The sequence below is a fragment of the Paraglaciecola marina genome, assembly GCF_004360155.1.
Taxonomy (GTDB): domain Bacteria; phylum Pseudomonadota; class Gammaproteobacteria; order Enterobacterales; family Alteromonadaceae; genus Paraglaciecola; species Paraglaciecola marina.
The window spans coordinates 49,992-66,016 of record NZ_SAIS01000019.1 but is presented as its reverse complement, the minus strand read 5'-3'; the positions used below and the strand labels follow the sequence as shown (position 1 = coordinate 66,016).

At 41.8% G+C, this 16,025-nt stretch carries 10 protein-coding genes; 2 read left to right on the top strand and 8 right to left on the bottom strand.

Annotation, left to right across the window (positions count from 1 at the left end; genetic code table 11):
• Positions 1 to 130: 130 nt before the first annotated feature.
• The 3 genes from EOK74_RS19035 to exaC all read right to left on the bottom strand — a co-directional run bounded on the left by EOK74_RS19035 (position 131) and on the right by exaC (position 5,623).
• Positions 131 to 529 (bottom strand): DP-EP family protein, encoded by a 399-nt coding sequence (locus EOK74_RS19035; RefSeq protein ID WP_133471701.1) that lies wholly within the window; start codon positions 527 to 529, stop codon positions 131 to 133.
• Between the two features lie 34 nt (positions 530 to 563).
• Positions 564 to 3,842: an nSTAND1 domain-containing NTPase gene (locus tag EOK74_RS19030; RefSeq protein ID WP_133471700.1), complete on the bottom strand. Its 3,279-nt coding sequence runs from the start codon at positions 3,840 to 3,842 to the stop codon at positions 564 to 566.
• Positions 3,843 to 4,102: 260 nt separating this feature from the next.
• A complete protein-coding gene (gene exaC / locus EOK74_RS19025; RefSeq protein ID WP_133471699.1) occupies positions 4,103 to 5,623 on the bottom strand; it encodes an acetaldehyde dehydrogenase ExaC in 1,521 nt (506 codons plus the stop codon).
• 148 nt (positions 5,624 to 5,771) lie between these two features.
• On the opposite strand from exaC, the gene EOK74_RS19020 reads away from it, so the two are divergent.
• Complete coding sequence (locus EOK74_RS19020; RefSeq protein ID WP_133471698.1) at positions 5,772 to 6,704, top strand: helix-turn-helix domain-containing protein; 933 nt, start codon at positions 5,772 to 5,774, stop codon at positions 6,702 to 6,704.
• Positions 6,705 to 6,890: 186 nt separating this feature from the next.
• Entirely contained in the window at positions 6,891 to 7,895 is a 1,005-nt protein-coding gene (gene add, locus EOK74_RS19015; protein ID WP_133471697.1) for an adenosine deaminase, read from the top strand.
• Between the two features lie 52 nt (positions 7,896 to 7,947).
• On the opposite strand, the gene EOK74_RS19010 is transcribed toward add, so the two are convergent.
• The 5 genes from EOK74_RS19010 to EOK74_RS18990 form a co-directional block, all read right to left on the bottom strand.
• Entirely contained in the window at positions 7,948 to 9,261 is a 1,314-nt protein-coding gene (locus EOK74_RS19010; protein ID WP_239024175.1) for a sensor histidine kinase, read from the bottom strand.
• Between the two features lie 2 nt (positions 9,262 to 9,263).
• Entirely contained in the window at positions 9,264 to 9,956 is a 693-nt protein-coding gene (locus EOK74_RS19005; protein ID WP_133471696.1) for a response regulator transcription factor, read from the bottom strand.
• A 106-nt stretch (positions 9,957 to 10,062) separates the two neighbouring features.
• Positions 10,063 to 11,484, bottom strand: a complete 1,422-nt coding sequence (locus EOK74_RS19000) for an efflux transporter outer membrane subunit (RefSeq protein WP_133471695.1) — start codon at positions 11,482 to 11,484, stop codon at positions 10,063 to 10,065.
• Complete coding sequence (locus EOK74_RS18995; protein ID WP_133471694.1) at positions 11,477 to 14,644, bottom strand: efflux RND transporter permease subunit; 3,168 nt, start codon at positions 14,642 to 14,644, stop codon at positions 11,477 to 11,479. The genes EOK74_RS19000 and EOK74_RS18995 overlap by 8 nt, the downstream gene beginning before the upstream one ends.
• A gap of 3 nt (positions 14,645 to 14,647) precedes the next feature.
• Positions 14,648 to 15,838 (bottom strand): efflux RND transporter periplasmic adaptor subunit, encoded by a 1,191-nt coding sequence (locus tag EOK74_RS18990; protein ID WP_133471693.1) that lies wholly within the window; start codon positions 15,836 to 15,838, stop codon positions 14,648 to 14,650.
• Between the last annotated feature and the right edge of the window lie 187 nt (positions 15,839 to 16,025).

Here is a 16,025-nt window from a genome sequence, read left to right as displayed (position 1 = left end):
TATTCCATGATATAGTAGACAATAAAACGCTGGCGGTTAAGTGCCAGCGTTCGTGACTAATTATTGATAGTTTGAATCATATCTGCGGCTCTTACCTCTCAGATCTTTGGGTGACCCCGCAATTTCTTTATTAGTCAGGTTGATTTCTAAGCCTAGGGTCAGCGCTTATCAACACATCTTCAACCTCTTCTGAATCACGCGGTATTAGGGTAAGTTTGATATCGATCTGCTGCTCATTTTTACAGTCGTTATTAAAACTAATGGTATTGCCCGCCACGTTTATCTTAAAATCCCAATTGGTATCTGGGCTACTGCCACATTCCGTTTTTTGTAATGCGCCGAAAAAGATATACTTTTCTTTTTGAGGATCCATATTCAAGGTAAAGACGGCTATCCCTGCACGGTTAAAGTCTAAGGTTATGTCTTTTTCCCATGTATCATCTTGAGAATTGTAAAATTGTACTACGGGGTTATTGTCGTCTTCATCTGTATATACACGAGTTCGAGTGGTTATTATTTTTGGAAACATTGGTTGTCCTGATATTGATGTGTGTTTTAATAAATTAGAATCGGTAGTCCTTTATCTGCATATATTCTAATCTCTGCACAAATTTTTGAATTTCATTGACTCTCCCTAAACAATCATAAGCTTGCACATAGGGCAGTATCAGCTCAAAGCTACTGTTGAGAGTGATAGTAGGTCGCAATATATCGAGCACCTTATTACAGGCCTCGACCCTGTTATCATTATCACTGGAGGTCTTCTTGAGTTGTCTAGCTAAAGCTAAATAAATATTACTTAAGGAGGACAGTAACTTACCGTTGCTAGGTTGCTTGGAGACTAATTCTTCTAATCTAGGAATAGCTAAATTAATGGCTTCTAGCGCGTTATCCCACATATTATTGAGTTGATAATATTTGATAAATATAACGATAATCGAAGGTTGTTTTTCTAATTGACTTAATGCCTTGTTAAAATCATCAAAATTGAGGAGGGGCATTAATAATTCGCTTTGGATATTTGTAGCCAAATAATGTCTCAAGGCTTGTGCAGCAATCAGTTGCAATTGCCACACTTGATTGGAATCATCTTGGTTCAGCATAGTATTAAAATGTGTAATAGCTTTTGATATTGCTTTATGTGCCTCTTCATAATTGCCTAAGTAATATTGGGTGTTAGCAGTATTAAAGTAGGAATATGCTAGGTATTCGAATAAATCAGCATTATCTATTTGAGTAATAAGTAGTGTATTGACAGTCTTTTGTGCTTTTTTTCTAGTTTGAACCGCTTGCTGCAAACTTCCTAATTGTTCTTCTGTTTCAGCCAACCATTCTAGCGTGTCGGCTATATATAAATTAGTGAGGTCTGTTGGGGACAAGTTTTCCACTAATTTATACTGAATGGCCAATGCAGACTCTATGGATGCTTCAGCCTCATCGTATAATTGCAATTTAGTATTAATCCCCCCTATGGCTAGATAAGAATAAGATAACTCCCATTGCGCATCTGTATCTTCTGGGACAAGATCAATCATACCGTTACTATAAGTTAGGTAGCCCTCAAAATAAGTCTTGGCTCTTCCATATTCAGCATGATCCATAGCCAATTGCCCCAACCAAAACGCATTTGCTCCCAATGTCTTCAACAGATCCAAATTATCAGCTTGTTCAAGATACAATTTATCCAATATCACTTTGGCAGAACTAAACGCCTGCTTAGCCTCATCATTTTTAGCTCTAGAATAAGCCACTTCCCCCATTGCCCCCAAGGTTTGGGCATGTTGAAACTGCGCTTTAAAATTCTGTTCACTATCAGCTAAAGAGAATAGCCCGCCCCCGTCATAGCTATCACCTTGTTGGCTAAAATACTCCAACGCTTTATTACTGATCCCATCGAGTAAATCCATACGTTTGACACTGCGCAACTTGTCGGCAAATTCGCCCACCATAAAACCTAAAAGGCTTTCAGCTTCAAGGCGTTTTTGTTGGGCCAATGCTTCGGCTTGGTAGCTTTTTACACTCATCCAAACAGCCGTCACCGTTAGTACACACAATAAGCTAAAGGTGGTACGCCTAAACCAGTGGATAAGGTTTAGGCGCTTAAGGGAGGCGTTGATTAGTGCGTGTTCATTTGGTTCCAGTACAAATACTTTATTTTGTTTAAGGCTTTGGGCTTCGAGTAGGGGCTTGCCTTTGGCTAATAAATACGCGTTGTTTTTGCCCTCCTGTAGCCAGCGTTCACTTTGCTGTTGTAAGCGGCTTTTAATTAGCAAGCTGTCTTGATGGTCGCTTATCCACTCGCTGGCGCGGTTCCAGCGGCGCAGTAAGGCTTCGTGGGCCAAACTAAAACAGGGTTCACTATTTTGCAGGTGGGAGACAAACAAGCGGCTATCAACCATGGCTTGCACAAATTCTTTGGCGGCTTTTGAGTCCAGTTGCGACCAGCGCGCTGCGCGGCTGGTGATGGTTTCACTGTCTAGGTTTAAGGTCACTAACAGGGATAACACATAGGCAAATTGACTTTGATGCTCAGCTGATAGCTGTTGATACACTTGCTCAGCTTTTTTACCTATAGCGCCTTCTATCCCGCCTAATGCTTGATAGACAGACACTTCTAACTGGTCTTGGCTACTGCGCTGTAAATACAACTCTTGTAGCGTGTACTGCAGCATAGGTAGGGAGTCGGGGTTACTGGCGGCCTCTTGGCAGAGTAATTCGTCTAGCCCAAACCCTGACTCGTCTTTTGACCAGCTCAAGTTTGCGGCTTTGGCTGGTAGGCGGATCATTTGCATCAGCTCGGACCGGCTGGGTGCAGTTAAATCAAAATGTGAGCCTTGGGCTTTGCCCGCCATTAAGCTAGGTTGATTGACCACTAAGGGGTAAAAGTCATTACGACAGGCGGCAATCACTATTACTTTGCCACTTGTGGCCAAGCTTTGGATGATGTTTAGCAGCAGAGTGCGCTCTTCATCGCTAAATATGGGGGAAGACAGCAGCACTTCTAAGCGGTCAATAAACAGAAAAAACTGGGCCTTGTTGTAGCCTGATTGCGCTTGCATAAGTGCTTGAGCACATAGTGCCAGGCTGGCCTGATGATTGGTTTGCAGTTGCTCGGCTAAGCTTTCAGCGCTCATATTGCTAAATACGGCTTGGTCGTTGACCTCCCAATCCATTAAGGCTGAGGCAAAATCAATAAATAATCGGCCTGGGGTTATGTCGGCAAAGTCGATACTGGTATCTGATATTACCCCTATACCATTGTAGCCATTTGTACTGCTAAGGGCAGGCTGTAACCCCGCGTTGACTAAAGAGGATTTACCGGTACCACTTGGGCCTAAGATAAGGGTGAAGGCATGGCTGGCGGCCACTTGGTTTGATAGGCCTTCTAGCAAGGTGCTTATTTGTTGGTTACGGCCAAAAAATACTTGCGAGTCTTTTGCCCCAAACGCCACTAGTCCGGGAAAGGGCGACACACCTTGCCAGCTGGCTTGCTCGGCTTTGTGTTCTGAGTCTAGGGGGAAGTCTAACTTAGCAATAATGTGATAGCCGCGTTTGCGGATAGTTTCGATATAAGTGGGTGCGCTGGCTTTATCGCCTAGGGCTTTGCGCAGTTGGGTCACTGCTTTGTGTACTGGGTTGTCGCCAATATCCATACCGCCCCAACATTGGGTGGCGATTTCATCTGCACTTAATACCTCACCTTGTTGTTTACACAACAATAGCAATACATCCATGGCTTTCGGCTCAAGCTGCTTAGTTTGTTCGCCCCGTTGCAAAGTATTAGTGCTAGGGTTTACTTGCCAATCTTGCAAAAAGAAAATGTCTTGGCCTTTTTTTAACACGCTTTACTCCACTTATTATCAACTGCTAAAGCATGTTGTAAAACAGGTATGTTTAAATTCATTGGGGGTTAGATGTTGGGTTAATCAACAATATTTCTAAACATGTGTACAGCGAATATAACTGATTGTGGTGTTGTTATCATCCTTGGAAGTAAAACTTATAAGCTTTAAAATGTTATAAAGTATTTTTCGCTAATAGATTGAGTTACAAAGAAAATTGGCGAAAGGGAGTTCGCCAATTTTGATTTAGTCAGGGCTTACTAGAAGAAGCCTAGAGGATCAGTGTCGTAGCTTACCAATAAGTTTTTTGTTTGCTGATAGTTGCTAATGGCTAACTTGTGGGTTTCCCTTCCAATACCTGACTTTTTGTAACCCCCAAAGGCAGCATGTGCGGGGTAGGCGTGATAACAGTTAGTCCAAATACGTCCTGCTTGAATTTCACGACCTAACTTATAAGCACGGTTCATGTCACGGGTCCATAAACCCGCTCCTAGCCCAAACACGCTATCGTTGGCTATTGCAATGGCTTCTGCCTCATCTTTAAAGGTGGTTACACCGACAACCGGGCCAAATATTTCTTCTTGGAATACCCGCATAGTGTTTTTACCTTCAAGCAAAGTGGGTTGCACATAGTAACCTTTGTTGTAAGGCCCAGATAAATTGGCAGGGCCACCACCGGTTAATACTTTTGCACCTTCTTTGCGGCCTACTTCTATATAGCCTAGTATTTTTTCATATTGTTCATTCGATACTTGAGCACCCACCTGTGTCTCTGTGTCTAGTGGGTTACCGCGAACAATGCTATTGGTTCGCTCAACTACAAGCTCCATAAAAGAATCGTAAATGTCTTCTTGAATCAAAGCTCGAGACGGACAAGTACAAACCTCTCCTTGGTTGAAAAATGCCAGTACTAATCCTTCCACACATTTGCTTAAATAATTGTCTTCAAAATTCATGATATCGTTGAAGTACAGGTTTGGAGATTTACCGCCAAGCTCTACTGTAGAGGGAATAATGTTATCAGCTGCACATTTTAAGATGTGGATCCCTACAGGTGTTGAGCCAGTAAATGCTATTTTGGCAATACGGTCACTGGTTGCTAAGGCGCTACCTGCTTCAATGCCATAGCCATTGACAATATTCAGCACCCCAGGTGGCAGTAAATCTGCAATTAACTCAGTCAACACTAATATAGAGGCAGGGGTTTGTTCTGCTGGTTTTAGTACCACGCAATTACCTGTTACCAGTGCTGGGCCTAGTTTCCAGGCGGCCATGAGAATAGGGAAGTTCCAAGGAATAATTTGCCCTACAACACCAAGGGGCTCGTTAATATGGTAAGACACAGTGTTAGCATCTATTTCACCTAGCGTGCCTTCTTCTGCTCGCATACAGCCAGCAAAATAACGAAAGTGATCTGCAGCAAGGGGAATGTCTGCGTTTAAGGTTTCGCGAATGGCTTTACCGTTGTCCCATGCCTCAGCAACGGCTAATAATTCTAGGTTTTGTTCGATACGGTCGGCTATTTTTAATAGTATGTTTGAACGCTCTGTGACAGAGGTTTTACCCCAAGCCTGCTTAGCTGCGTGGGCGGCATCTAACGCCAGATCAATGTCTTCTTTTGTTGATCGTGGGACTTCACAGAACTTTTCACCGTCAATAGGACTTAGATTATCAAAGTATTTTCCTTTTACAGGTGCTATCCATTCGCCATTAATGAAGTTTTGATATTGATCTTTAAAGGTTACAAGTGAACCAGTTGTACCCGGGTTAGCATAAATCATAATAGTGCCTCGCTTCGTCATGAATGTTAAAAAATGTTTATTTTTTATCGTCTCAGTTGTTAATATAAATCAAGATTAGTAAGCGGTACTTGTCTGGGAGTACATATCGCTTGTCTGAAAATCCATGATTAACTTGGGTGAGTACACAATGAATAATGAAGCACTTGTTAGCCGGTTAGGTTTAAGCCAGCCTAAAAAATTGATCGAGAACCGAGTGAGTTTTGCGGGGCCTGATTCTGAATTAAGTATTTATGATACCTACCTGCCTGCTGAAAAAGTGTTATTACACTCTTCGGGTTTACTGTATTGCGGCATGATACAAGGTAAGAAGGTGTTGCATGGAATGCACCCGCAATTGCAAACCTTACAGTCTCAAGAGTTTATCCCACACCAGTCTTTTGTGATGTCAGCTAACACCTCAGTTGCTATCGACTTTCCTGAAGCCACTATGGACAAACCCACCCGTTGTTTAACAATAGAAATTAGTAGTGAGCGTATTACTTTATTAGCACAGCAGTTGGATGTGAAACTTGGTGCCCCATTAACATTAGATAGTTGGCAGTTATTGTCTGACAAACATTTACACACCCAACATTCTGAGGGCACGCAAATGTTATTAGAGCGATTATTTAATTGCTTTGTTGAGAATGAAAACGAACGAAATTTGGTTATCGATTTTGGTGTATCAGAGCTGGTGGCCAGAATACTTAAGCATCAGGCTCGAGATTTAGTATTAGAAAACTCTTTGGAATATTCTGATAACAGTGGTTTGCAAGCAGCAGTTCATTATATAAAGACTCATTTAAGTGAGCATTTAGATATTGAACACTTGTGTAAAATGGCATGTATGAGTCGCAGTCGTTTTTATCAAAGCTTTAAACAGAAATTAGGGTGTACTCCTTTAGCGTTACAGCAGCAGCTACGAATAGAAAATGCTGCAGAACCGCTAAAGGCTGGGGAGTCTGTGAGTCAGGTATGTTTTTCGTTGGGTTATGCTAATTTGAGTCACTTCAATCGCCGTTTTCAGGCTCAATTTAATATGCCTCCCTCCTTGTTTTGTAAACAAGATATTTCCCATTAAATTAGTAATTACTGTTCATTTCTATTAATAAGCTGCACTTGCTTAGTGCAGCTTGTTCTGTGTGCTAGCAGGTAATAGGTAGGTTAACTTCGCACTTTTTTAATATAGGGACCTAAAATCAAGATACGCTGAGATGGGTATTGAATTTGCTTAGTAATTAGACAAACAATAAAAAGAGGTCTACCTATGCAATCCTTTATCGAAAATATTCCTAAAGCAGAGTTACATGTGCACTTAGAAGGCACCTTAGAGCCAGAACTTAGTTTTGCATTGGCAAAAAAGAATGGTGTAGATATTCCTTTTGAAACACCAGAAGCTTTAGTTGCAGCCTATGATTTTCATGATCTACCTTCGTTTCTAAGTATTTATTATGCGGGTATGAATGTACTGCTAGATGAAGATGACTTCTATCAACTTACTTATGCCTATTTAAGCAAAGCTCGCAGTCAAGAGATTGTGTATGCCGAGTTGTTCTTTGACCCTCAAGGTCATACTACCAGAGGTGTCAGCTTTGATACTGTGATCACCGGTATTCATAAGGCGCAATTAGATGCCGAAGAAAAGCTAGGGATTAAGAGCCAGTTAATATTGTGCTTTTTGCGGGATATGAGTGCCGAGTCTGCCATGGAACACCTAGAAATGGCTGAGCCTTATCTTGATTGGTTAGTGGGTGTGGGTCTAGATTCCGATGAGCGCAATAACCCGCCCATTAAGTTTACTGAGGTATTCGCTAAGGCTAAAGCTATGGGGTTAAAGCTGACTATGCACTGTGATGTAAATCAGTTAAATACCCTTACGCATATCGACCAGTGTATAAATACCATTGAAGTTGACCGCATTGACCATGGCGTCAATTCATTAGAGAGCGATGCCCTTTGTGAGATGATTAAAGATAAAAAGCTAGGCTTAACTGTGTGCCCAGTATCTAACCGTTTTGTGGTGCAATCCCTCACCTCTGATGAAATTCACACTATGCTAGATAAAGACATGCTAGTGACTATCAATTCAGATGATCCAGCTTACTTCAGGGCTTATTTGAACGAGAACTTTCTAGAGTTACAAAAAGAGGGCGGCTTTGATGAACAGCAAATTACCACTATGGTGAGTAATGCATTTAAAGTGGCATGGCTAGATGATGACACTAAAAATAGCTATCTGGCGCAGGTTGATGATTTTGTTGCTCAGCATTAGCACCCTAGGTAGCTAGATTAAAATTGAATTAAGCCTTGTTAAAAGGCTTAATTTATTCATTTACTGAGTTCCCTTGTTTTTCAAAATCGACTACCGCTTGATAGTATTCTTGAGTGTTGGTTTTTTCATAGTACCAATTATGGTGCTGCACTATTTTTTCACTTAATTGTAACCCTAAACCGTAACCCTCTCCAAAGGCGACTTGATTAGCGTCTGATTTTTGTCGCCCAGTATCACTTTTACTATTGCTGTTTATAATAGTAACGCGGCTACCTTGTTGTTTGATAAGCACTTGGCCTTCTTGGGTGTGCTGATAGGCGTTGCGTATTAAGTTGTTAATGACGATATGGCAAGCTACGGCTATGGTGTCCACGTTATGCGCTTCACTTTGAACGGTAACCTCTACGCTCTTTCCTTTCAGCAAATACTCCAAATCCACACAGGCTTGCTGTACTTCTTTTTCTAAATTTAAAGGTTCGGGTGCTACATTGAGTTCTTCGTTACGGCTTAGCCATAGTAAGGTGTCGGTCAAATTACTCATGGTGAGCCCCGCTCTTTGAATACGCTCTAACACTAAGTGTTGCTTATCAGTGGTGGGCTGTTTTTCGTTAAGTCTTTGTAGTAGCTCTACGTTGCTGCGAATCACTGCAATAGGAGTGCGTATTTCATGGCTTGCATAACTTAAAAAGCGTTGCTCTCGTTCTAGGCTCTGGTGGGTTGAAATTAGACTGCCTTGAATTAAAGAGGCAAGTACATTCAACTCGTTATACGTAAAATCAGGAGGTGGAGCTTGGACATTTTTAGGATTCAATGATTTCGCCCAATTTCTTAAAGATTCTATTGGTCTGGCGATTTTTCGCATAATCATGAAGAGTAAAAATGCAAATAAAACGATAGCTAATATGGCCACTACAAACGTCCAAAATAAGCGGTGGCTTGGTTTTATTGCGTTTGTAGATGCAATAAAGTCTTTTTCAAGCATGACTCTGGAAATGAATCTTGGTTCACCTTCTGGGCTTTCAAATAGCACTAAAAAGTAAACGCTTTTGGGCATAGTGAAAATCGTAGTTTGGACTTTTTGCTTTTGTAGAGCGCCAACAATGGTCGGTGGATTAACAAAACTACGCTGGATAACTTCGGGGGTATCCTCCCAGCGACTTGCTATGCTGATGCCGGCAATGTTAACTGGGTGATTATCTTCAACATCTGCCGTCTTGGCTAGCTCAAACATGATGCCATTTATGCTTCTATCTAAGCCATTTATAAAATAATTAACACTCAGTACTGAAAAGCCAATAGTCATAACTGAACCAAGTAAAAGTACACTGATAAAAAAATACAGCTTCAGGCTTGGTCTAATTTTCACTATTACTCTCCAATTGCATCCACATTATTTTCGACTTTTAGAATAAAGCCAGTTCCAGATACGGTTTCTAATTTTACGTTGCTTGGTATGCTCTCAAGCTGTTTTCGTAAATGATAAACATGTACTTTTAAACTATTACTGTCTGGTTGATCATTACCCCATATGCATTGCATTATATGTTGCCGACTGGCAATTTTAGGGCTGGTTCGTACCAATATTTCTAATAGCTTATAAGCTATTGGGGTCAATTTTAAGCTATTCTGCTTTAAATAAGCGTTTGATTGGTCTAAATCTAGGGTTAAGTCTCCAGCTTTAAGACTTTTGGCTTCACCGCTTTTGCGTTTTCCTAAAACTCGTACCCTGGCAACTAACTCTTTCATGGCAAAGGGTTTGACTAAATAATCATCAGTACCTGCTTCAAACCCTTGAAGCTTGTTCTCAAGGCTATCACGTGCGGTTAACATTAAAATAGGAATGTCGATGCCTTTTTCACGCAGGGTGTTACACAAGGTTAAACCGTCCATTTTCGGCATGTTGATATCTAGCATAATCATTTGATATTGATTAGTTTTGATTAATTGTAATCCCATCAAGCCATTACTGGCATGGTCGCAATCAATAGATTCAATTTCTAGATACTCGACTATGGTTGTAGCAAGGTCGATATCATCTTCAACCAAGAGTACATTCATCATTAATTTGTATTCCTTTCTCGCTTATTTTCAAGTACTTAGGGAGCAACTGTTATGTGAATAAAGTCGCTACTTTTCACAAAACAGTTGCTTATGCCCTCAATTAAGTTCAGTTGTTTTGAGCTAAACCGCCACCTAATACTCTATACAAGGTAATTCTATTATCTAAATCAGCTTGCTTGCTCACAATTAGAGATTGTTTGGCTTGATACATGGTTCTTTGGGCTTCTAAAGCAGTTTGGAATGTGGCAATACCACCTTTGTATCTAGCTAATGATAAGTCATAACTTCTAGTGGCTGAGCTCACCAATGCTTCTTCTGCTTCCACTTGCGCTTGAATGGTGGCACGTCTGGCAAGGGCATCTGCCACTTCAGAAAAGGCACTTTGAATAGCGTATTCATAGGCAGCTAAGTATTTTCGCTGTTGGGATTCGCTATACTCTAAGGCTGCGTCATTTGCTCCAGCATTAAATATCGGCAAGCTAATGCTAGGTGCAATTGCCCATATTGAGCTCGCTCCACCAGTGAATATATCAGCTATCACTGAGCTTGCTAAACCACCTGTAGCAGTTAAAGATACCGATGGGAAAAACGCGGCTCTAGCGGCTCCTATATCTGCATTTGCTGCTTTTAAGTTATGTTCAGCGGCCAACACATCTGGTCTTTGTAATAGTAGCTCAGAAGATAAACCTGCAGGTACATCACCAACAAGTTGGTATCCTTCTGGTAGCGCGTCTGGGAGTAAACTCTCATCAAACTCCTCACCAACCAGTAAACGTAGTGCATTAAGATCTTGCGCCACTTGTATGGTGTAAGTGGCAATGTCTGATTTTGCTGTGTAATAGACGGTTTCTGCACTGGCAACGTCAATTTTCGAGTCAATCCCAAACTCTAAGCGCTTGTTCGTAATATCTAAGGTTTTTTGAGCATTTACCTCAGTTTCTTGAGCAAGGCTAAGTTGGTTGTTATCTGCCGCTAGGGTTAACCAGGCATTTGCAATCTCGCCAATGAGGGTAATTTGGGCAGCTTTAGCGGTTTCTTCACTGGCTAAATAAGACTCCAAATCGGCTGTACTTAGGCTTTGGTTTTTCCCAAATAGGTCTATCTCATAGCTAGTTAAGCCTATGATTCCCTCATACTCAGTAGAGATTGTTCCAGAGGATACCTTAGCGCGGCTGCCCGATAGGCCAGCATCAATTTGTGGGTACAAGTCTGCTTTTTGAATACGATAGGTTGCCCGAGCAGACTCAACATCTTCCAAGGTTTGGCGCAGGCTTCTATTGCTATTTAAAGCCAGTTCAATCAACTGGCTTAAGCGTTCATCTTTAATGAAGGTTTGCCAAGGTACAGTTATGGCTTGTTGATTAGACAGACCATTAGTGTCTGTGCTGGGGGCGTCTTGCCACTCAGTTGGTACAGGCAACTCTGAGCGAGAATACTCAGGAGCTAAGCTACAGCCAGCCAAAAACAAAACAGCCACTGTAGGCACAATAGCCATGCGGGTTATTGTGCGAGGTAAAACATTAATCATGTTGGTTCTCCAATGTTTTAGCTGAGTTATTGTCCTCATATACAGGTTGTCTTTTGGGGAAGAAACCACGAATTAACACAAAAAACATAGGTACAAAGAAAATCCCTAAAACCGTTGCCGTAAAGGTTCCACCAACAATACCCGTACCTATGGATATACGGCTGTTAGCACCTGCTCCTGAAGACAGTGCTAAGGGTAAGGTACCGAGCATAAAGGCCAATGAGGTCATGATAATCGGGCGCAAGCGTAATTTTGCAGCTTCAGTTGCCGCGCTTATTAATGACGAACCTTTTTGATAGGAGGCCTCAGCAAACTCCACAATTAGAATCGCGTTTTTAGACGCCAGTCCAATGGTAGTAAGCAGTGCTACTTGGAAGTAGATGTCATTGTCTAGTCCACGCATTGTGCTGGCTAAAGCCGCTCCCACTAAGCCTAATGGAATAACCATAATTACCGAGAGAGGAACAGACCAGCTTTCATATAGCGCGGCTAGCACTAGGAATACAACCAAAATAGAGATGGCATACAGGGCCGTTGATTGTCCACTGGATATCTTTTCTTGGTATGACAAGCCGCTCCAGGCATAACTTAATTTTCCTTGGCCTACTTCAGCAGCCAAACGCTCCATTTCAGCCATAGCTTGGCCTGAACTTACGCCACTAGCAGAGGCGCCTTGTATTTGGTAAGAAGCAATACCGTTAAAGCGCGATAAGCTTTGGGGCGCCATCGACCAAGATGAAGAACTAAAGGCTGAAAACGGCGTCATGGTGGCGTCGCCATCTGCATCTGTTCCTCTTACATGCCATTGGTATAAGTCTTCTGGTTTTGAACGAAATTGTGCGTCACTTTCCACATAAACCTTCTTCACTCGACCATTGTCAATAAAGTCGTTTACGTATGAGCCGGCCCATGCAGAGGTCAAGGTACTTGATACATCTGACAGTGCTAAGCCTAAGCTAGTGGCTTTGGTGTTATCTATATCTATTTTCAGCTGAGGAGTATCACTCAGAGCGCCTTCACGGACTCCAGTAAGCAATTCGCTCTGTCTGGCTCTGTTAAGTAGTTCATCTTTTAGTTCTACTAACTCTTCACGACTAGTTCCTGAAGCTGCTTGCAATTCAAAGGTAAAACCATTGCTTTGACCTAATCCACGAATGACCGGCTGCTGCATGGCGAATACACTGGCATCGCGAATAGATGAGAGGTTTTTATTCATACGGGCGATTAGCGCATCTGCGCTTTGCTCTTCTGAAGGTCGTTCACTCCAAGGTTTTAATCCAACAAACCCCATACCGGCATTTTGTCCTGTTCCTGTGAAGTTAAATCCTGAAATGGTAAATGCTCGGGTAATGTCCTCGGCTTCTTCGGTTAACAGGTATTCTTCTACTTGCTCTGCAACGGCAATTGTACGTTTGATTGAGGCACCAGACGGTAGGCTTATTTGAAACATAGTACTGCCTTGGTCTTCTTGCGGTAAGAAACCAGTTGGCATACGTACAACGAGTAAACCTAAGATTGCAATGATGACACCATATACCAATATCCAACGTATTTTATGGCTGATGATATGTTTTACATGGCCAGTGTAAGAGGCAGTTAAGCGGTCAAACAAACGGTTAAATTTAGCAAAAAAACCTTTTTCACTAGTATGGTGTTCGGTTTTGGTCAGCAAGCTCGCACAAAGCATTGGGCTAAGAGTCAAGGCTACGATAACTGATAAGGTCATAGAAGATACAATCGCAACAGAGAATTGCTGATATATCACACCTGTAGAGCCACCAAAAAATGCCATAGGCAAAAATACAGCCGAAAGGACCACTGCAATACCGATAAGGGCACTACTTATTTCAGACATAGACTCAATGGTGGCATCCCGCGGAGAAAGGTTTTTCTCTCGCATAAGGCGTTCAACGTTTTCTACTACCACTATGGCATCATCAACCAAAAGGCCTATTGATAACACTATGCCAAACATAGTGAGTGTGTTTATGGAAAACCCAAATGCTGAAAGCACACCAAAGGTTCCCAATAACACCACTGGTACTGCGATAGCTGGTATTAAGGTTGCTCGCCAATTTTGTAAAAACAACCACATAACGATAACAACCAGTATTACGGCTTCTATAAGTGTTTGTACTACTTCACTAATAGATATTTTGATAAAGTCCGTACTATCTCTTGGGAACGTCACTTGATAACCATCAGGTAAGCTTTTAGCAAGCTCAGAAACTTTTTCTTTTACTAAGTTAGCGGTATCTAGGGCATTGGCTCCGGGGGCAAGCATGACTGCAATACCCGATGCTGGGTGGCTATTTAATCGTGATATGTTGCTATAGCTTTCGCTGCCAATTTCAACTCTTGCAACATCTTCTAAAAGTACGTTCGCACCACTAGTATTGTATTTAACAATGATTTTGCGAAATTGATCTGGGGTAGACATCATAGACTGTGCTGTGACAGTTGCATTTAACTCTTGATTATCTAATGCGGGCACAGCACCAATTTTACCTGCAGCAATTTGTACGTTTTGGGCACTTAACGCACTGGTAACATCCGATGGCATTAATTCATAAGAGGCCAATTTGTTAGGGTCTAGCCAGATACGCATGGCATACTCAGACCCAAATACTCGGGTATCACCCACGCCATTTATGCGTGCTAATTCATTTTCGATATTTGAAGAGATGTAATCTGCAATATCAAATGAAGATACTTGGTCGTTTTCATCGTAAATAGCAGTAACAAGTAAGAAGTCACTGTTGGATTTAGTAACTGTGACACCTTGTGTTTGTACCGATTCAGGAAAGCGTGACGTAACCTGTTGTACCTTGTTTTGCACTTGAATTTGCGCGTAATCAGGGTCGGTACCTAGCTCAAATGTAACGCTAACCGAAGCTGAGCCGTCTGATGTGCTCGAAGATGAAAAGTACAGCAAACCGTCAAGGCCAGTTAATTGCTGCTCTAATATTTGAGTCACACTGTTCTCAACAGTCTGCGCATCGGCTCCTGTGTAAGATGTACTGATACTAATTACAGGAGGTGCAACATTTGGATATTGAGCTATCGGTAACGACATAATTGAGGCGATACCCGATAGCATTATAATAATCGAGATAACCCAAGCAAATACTGGGCGGTCGATAAAAAAGCGCGCAAACATGAATTATAAGCCTCCTGCTAGTGAAGGAGTTTGATTCTGTTTGTCGGCAACGGTAATCATAGTGCCAGAGTTGTCCATTTCCACCTGAATTGGGTTAACTGTGCTACCTGGGCGGACTTTGTTTTGGCCTTCTACTAATAGTTTATCGTTAACGGATAAACCAGACTCAATGAACCACTTGTTATCTACCGCGCTAACAGTAGTCACAGGGCGCTTTTCTACCTTGTTTTCATCATTGATGACATAAGCGTACGCTTCGCCTTTTGCAGCATGATAAATACCTTGCTGTGGTACTAAAATAGCGTGGGTATCCATAGCTTCATTTACCGCCGCTCGTACAAACATGCCTGGTAATAAGATGCCATCTGGATTAGGGAACTCAGCACGTAAAGTAACAGTGCCCGTTGATGCATCAACAGAGACTTCTTGCATGGTGAGTTTTCCTTTGTGGTCATACTCACTGCCATCTTCAAGGGTTAGAGTAACTTCTGTGCTACCTTGGGTTATGTCGCTTTCGCCCATTAAACGGCGCAGCTTTAATAACTCTTTACTGCTTTTAGTCATGTCGACGTAAATAGGGTCTAACGTACGTATTGTGGCCAATGCCGTAGTTTGCTCGGCTGTCACTAAAGCACCTTGAGTGACATTCGATATCCCAATGTTTCCAGTAATCGGCGCTTTTACTTTAGTGAATTCCAGATTGATTTTAGCGGTAGCCAGTGCTGCTTCATATTTTTCAATGTCGGCGACAGCTTCTAGGTAAGTGGCATGTGCGTCATCAGCATCTTGTTGTGATACACCTTCAATTTTTAACAAGGTAGCGTAACGCTGATCTTTTAATTTTGCGGTTTCAACCGATGCTTTAGCGCTGTTTAAATTTGCTTTTGCTTCATTGTAAGCTGCTTCATAAGTGGCAGGGTTAATTTGATAAAGCAAATCACCTTGTTTAACAGAGCTTCCTTCTTTGAATAAGCGTTGTTCTAAAATTCCACCCACTTGCGGACGAACCTCAGCGGTTAATGATGCCGCAACACGCCCTTGCATCTGGGTATCAATTTTATGTTGGCTTGTTTCTACTTTGATATAAGAAACAGCAGGAGCAGGCATACTTTGTGGCGCTGCAGCTTCTTCTTGGCAAGCAGCAAGAACAGTTGTAAGCAGTACCAAAGCTGTTATGCGTATGGAGTATTTCATTTGTCGTATTCCTCAATAAATACACTAAAAAGGTTTGGCCGGTGCATTCAAGTTGTTGCTCTTTAGTTAAAAAACGAATGCATTAACCAACAATTGCATGAAATATAACAAGGCCATGGTTAAGAAAAGGTTAAAGAAACTCAAAGATTTGAAGATATTGGGGAATTATTATTTTGAGGGCAGTTTA